We start from the raw sequence: 4,250 nt of genomic DNA, 5'->3' as shown, positions 1-4,250 counted from the left end.
TGGCTGACGAAGACGATGGCGCCGAAGAGAAGCCCCAGCACCACTGCGCCGTACACCAAGCTCCAGAGAAAATTAGCCAGTGAGGGAGTCATAAAAAGAGTTTCCTCCTCGTGCGACTATCAACCACTCAACTATTTCCCGATTATACTGGTCTTTGTCGCTCAACCCAGAGACAGACGCATTGCCGACTATTTCGCCTGGTACTCTAGGGGCACCTCCTCTAGGGTTTGGCTGGTGCCGGCGAAGGGGTTATCTGGAGTTAAAAAGAGCATACAGTGGCATTCCTTTCGCTCCCGCATGGGTACACAGGGGCAGTTCCAATAGCCGGCTTTCACTTCCGCCTCTTTGTCTTCATAAAAACGACAGGGGCAGAGCGGAGCGCCCAATTGCTCTTTGTGCAGAGCCAAGCCCTCGATCACCGCTGTCGTAATCGTAGGATCAGAGCAGAAAAAAGTGTCGGTACGTTTGGCGTAGGTTTCTGCGAAATGCCGCATCACCTCAAAAGTCTTCTGGGAGGCCTTGTTGTAACCACGACTTTCCATGACGATTCTCGGAAGGGAACTGACCGGCTGTTGCTGGTAATGAGGCTCACAGCTTCTTCCGGCCACACTTTCTGAAGTTAATACAGATGTGCGTATGCCGGGATCCTGCTGATTCTACAGACCTCCCCCGAAGTCGGACAAAGCTGTATCTTGCTCTTCGTTGTACTGCAGACTTTTAGAGAAGACAAACAGTGACAGCCGTGCTGTTACACAAGGCAACATTGTTTGGACTTGGCAAGACCCCGCCCTAGGGTACTCTACAGGATCACGCTGACCGGGATCCCTTTTCTCAGGGCACGACCAGCACCGGGCAGGGAGCAAGGTCGATGAGGCGGTGGCTGACGGAGTTGTTCTGCCCCTCGGCAGACAGGCTGAGGCTGCGGGATCCCATCACGATCAGGCTGATCTCCAGCTCGTCCGCCACGTCGCAGATGACGAAGGGTACTTTTCCCTCGCGATACTCGCTCTTGACGCTGTTGATGCCGATTTACTGCAGGCCCAGCTCCGTCTGTTTGGGCAGGTTCTGAATGTTCTGCCGGGCTTGTTCTGCTCGCTCCGCGTCAAGCTCCATGTTGTCCAGTACCGAGAGCAAGTACACCCGACTTTTGCAGCGCTGCGCTAGGTCTGCCACCAAGGGCAAGGCGTGGCTGGTCTCGCGCGAGTTGTCGATGGGAAAGAGCAGCTTGTCGAACCTAGTCGCGGATCCCCCGCTTAAGCCCGGCTCGACCCCTCCCATTTTACTTCTAGCGGGGAGCCGGGTGGAGGCCGTCTCTCTGGGGGCGCTGTGGGCGGCGATGAGATCCCTATGGCATGAGAGCTCTTTCTGTCTGTTTGGAGGGTTAGAGCCACCAGCAATCTGCGGGGGTTGGGGGTTGCTGACAAAACTCGCAGTTGAGCTAAGGACAAAGGCCAGTCTTTCAGGCAAGGCTGGTCTGCAATTGCTGCAGCTTTTGCCAGAAATCCATGATTTTCAAGTTGACCAAACTTGGAAAAGAATAGTGAAAAAAGTGTCGCCCCCCAGGACAAAACCACATTTGATCCCCTGGCTTTAAGTAGTTTCCCCACTGCTCCAGCGAAGCAGGATCCACAATGGGATCATCCTCGCTGGCGCAAACCAACATCGGCACCGGCACTTTCTGGGCTGGAATCGCTACCACCTGAAATAGGGAATGAGGTATGGGGGAAGTGTCTAAATCTTTAGCCAGGGCGCGGGAGAGTGAGCGCGCTCGCCACTGTTCTGAAGCTGGCAGAAGGCTCTGAGCTATACGCACCAGGAGCTGTTCTCGGCTACAGCAAAACATTTTTCGTTGCACGTAGAAATGGGCATGCCAGGTGGCGGCAGGCTGACTGCCTACAGCCAGCAGGGTTAGAGACCGTATCCGCTGGGGGTAATAGTAGGCAAAAAGATAGGCAACCACCCCGCTCAAGCCGTGGCCGATGAGATGTACCGGTCGATCCCAAGCTTTTAGGTATTCGTATAGCAGCGTCACGACTGTCTCCAAACTACAGGGCTCATCCTGGGTTTGGTGATACTCCCAGTAGGCTACACGGAAACATTTTCCCAGGGATCCCAACAGAGGCCGATCGAAAAGCTTTAGACTGGGAGAAACGCCCAAATAAAGTGCTTCAAAAGAAGGCGCAGAAGTGGAACCTAAGCTCATTTTAGCCATCCCATTTCGACGGTCGAAAGATTAAAGTTGCTGGCTGACAAAAGCTTCATAAAAAAGGGTTATCGGATCCAGAAGCCGGCAGGCAAAAGGTAGAGCCAGATCTCGACAGAGAGGAGGGGATGAGGATCTCCCCTCCCTGCTTTGAGAAGCCTCAACCCTCCTTTACAGCCCCGGCAAAATCTGGGCTACCACATCGCCGCTGCCCAGGAGCATGTAGGCAAACAGGGCACCGCCAACGCCGCCCACCAGAAACCCTCCGGCCAACTGGCTCCAACCGGCGCGGGTGCGCAAGTTTTCCGGCAAATCCTCAGAGCCTGCCGGCACGCGCACCGGCTGAGGGGATCCCTGCGATTCGGCCATCAGTTGCACGCCCGGCGTCGGATAGGCCACCTCGCCGTAGGGGGTATTGACCACTGCCACCAGCCGCGAGCGAGGAAAGGACACCCGTCCGTAAATGGAGAGACAAACCGTCAGGATCAGCACCAGGCCGATGGTCGCCAGCGTCCCTGCCGTCAGGGCCTGCTCCGAATTCCGCAGCGGACTCAACTTGTAAAACGGCCCCACCAGGAAGTACCCATGAGCCATGCCGATCTCCAAGCCGCGCAAAAAAGGAGAGAGGCCCTCCCGGTAGATGGGCAGGTTTTGCAGCAGCAGCAGGGTGAGATCGCCCCGGTTTACCGGCGTGTCCAAGTTGCCCACCTGCGGATCTGTGGCTCGCACCCAGCCCCCGTGCTGGAAGTCAAAGCCGCTGGCTGCCGCCCGCGCCCGGATGGCATGCCAGATGTGCCCCGCCAAAAACAGGATCCCCAAGACAAAGTGGGCTGTGGCCAACCAGGTGCGGCTGCTCACCACACCCATCTCGTCGGCAGCCAGCCCCAGCGGCCCGTAGAAAGCCACCGGATAGGCGATCTCGTTGACGCTGACAAAATAGGCCGCCAAGATGCCCATGTAGGCCAGGGCCCCCAGGCTGTAGGAGAGGTAGGCTTCGCCCGAGTAGATCAGCACCTGCTTGGCCCAGGCAAAGGGCCGTGTGGCTATGTGCCACCATCCCCCCAGCACACAGAGCAGGCCGACATAGATGTGCCCTCCCACCAGATCTTCCAGATTGTTCACGGCGGCCATGCCCTGCTGGCCCATGAGCGGCGTCAGGTAGGCAAAGATCCGCAGCGGATTGAGGGTGGGATCCGTAACTACGCGCACGCGGCCCAGTTGAGCATCGTACAGCCCTCCCCAGAAGAGCGCTTTGGCCACCAGCAACCAGGCCCCCAGCCCCAGCAGCAGCAGGTGGATCCCCAGGATGGTGGTCATCTTGTCGTCGTCTTCCCAGTCGTAGCCGAAAAACTCGGCAAAGGTTTCTCCCTTGGCCAGCACCTCCGGCCCCAAAAGGGCGTGGAAGATCCCTCCTGCCCCCAGCACCGCCAAGGCAATCAGGTGCAGAACGCCCACCACAAAAAAGGGATAGGGATCCGTGGCCACCCCCTCTGCATTCACGCCGATGCCCAACGTGGCCAAATGGGGCAGCAAGATCAGCCCCTGGCTGCCCATGGGCTGAGCCGGATCCCAGTGGGCCACCTCAAACAAAGTCATGCCGCCGGCCCACAGCATGATCAACCCCGCATGGGCCACGTGGGCCCCCAGCAGCTTTCCGGACAGATTCACCAAGCGAGCATTGCCCGCCAGCCAGCTCACCTGAGGGGATCCCTCAGCAAAGGTAGGCGATGAAGATAGAACTGCGCCAGTCATGACAAACTCCCACAGTATCCACAACAAGCTAAGAAGCCGAGTTTGAGATTACAGATTGAAGAGTGTTTTGAGTTTGGCCGTCCACTCTTTAATTCGTTTTTCCGTCAGCTCCGGCTGATTGTCTTCATCCAGAGCAAGGTCGACAAACTCGCCGTTAACCACTCCCTTGGACTCATTGAACTCGTAGCCTTCTGTAGGCCAGGAGCCGACGTTTTTTCCGCCGCGCTCGGCAATTTTTTGGGCCAGGATCCCCATGGCATCTTGAAAGTTGTCGGGATAGCCCAACTGATCCCCA

4 protein-coding genes and 2 pseudogenes are annotated in these 4,250 nt (G+C 57.3%); all 6 read right to left on the bottom strand.

Going from position 1 to position 4,250, the window contains the following annotated elements:
* A partial coding sequence (locus NW846_RS12290) for a photosystem II reaction center X protein (protein WP_414348543.1) occupies nt 1-92 on the bottom strand: 92 nt, incomplete at its 3' end.
* Between the two features lie 96 nt (nt 93-188).
* Nucleotides 189-542 (bottom strand): ferredoxin-thioredoxin reductase catalytic domain-containing protein, encoded by a 354-nt coding sequence (locus tag NW846_RS12285; protein ID WP_011431390.1) that lies wholly within the window; start codon nt 540-542, stop codon nt 189-191.
* Nucleotides 543-831: 289 nt separating this feature from the next.
* Nucleotides 832-1,278, bottom strand: a pseudogene (locus NW846_RS12280) (universal stress protein).
* A gap of 181 nt (nt 1,279-1,459) precedes the next feature.
* Nucleotides 1,460-2,158, bottom strand: coding sequence for an alpha/beta fold hydrolase (locus NW846_RS12275; protein WP_240527943.1), 699 nt, complete (start codon nt 2,156-2,158; stop codon nt 1,460-1,462).
* Between the two features lie 216 nt (nt 2,159-2,374).
* Nucleotides 2,375-3,955: a chlorophyll a/b binding light-harvesting protein gene (locus NW846_RS12270; protein ID WP_414516147.1), complete on the bottom strand. Its 1,581-nt coding sequence runs from the start codon at nt 3,953-3,955 to the stop codon at nt 2,375-2,377.
* A 48-nt stretch (nt 3,956-4,003) separates the two neighbouring features.
* Nucleotides 4,004-4,250 (bottom strand): annotated as a pseudogene (locus NW846_RS12265) (flavodoxin FldA); the annotation flags it as partial.

This window comes from Synechococcus sp. W60.3 (assembly GCF_047502615.1).
In the GTDB taxonomy this organism is placed as follows: domain Bacteria; phylum Cyanobacteriota; class Cyanobacteriia; order Thermostichales; family Thermostichaceae; genus Thermostichus.
The sequence above is the reverse complement of the archived record's forward strand: the minus strand, read 5'-3'. Positions and strand labels throughout refer to the sequence as shown.

Coding starts and splice junctions, on each gene's coding strand:
- NW846_RS12270 (WP_414516147.1), bottom strand. CDS start 3,955: ATGACTGGCGCAGTTCTATCTTCATCGCCTACCTTTGCTGAGGGATCC.
- NW846_RS12285 (WP_011431390.1), bottom strand. CDS start 542: ATGGAAAGTCGTGGTTACAACAAGGCCTCCCAGAAGACTTTTGAGGTG.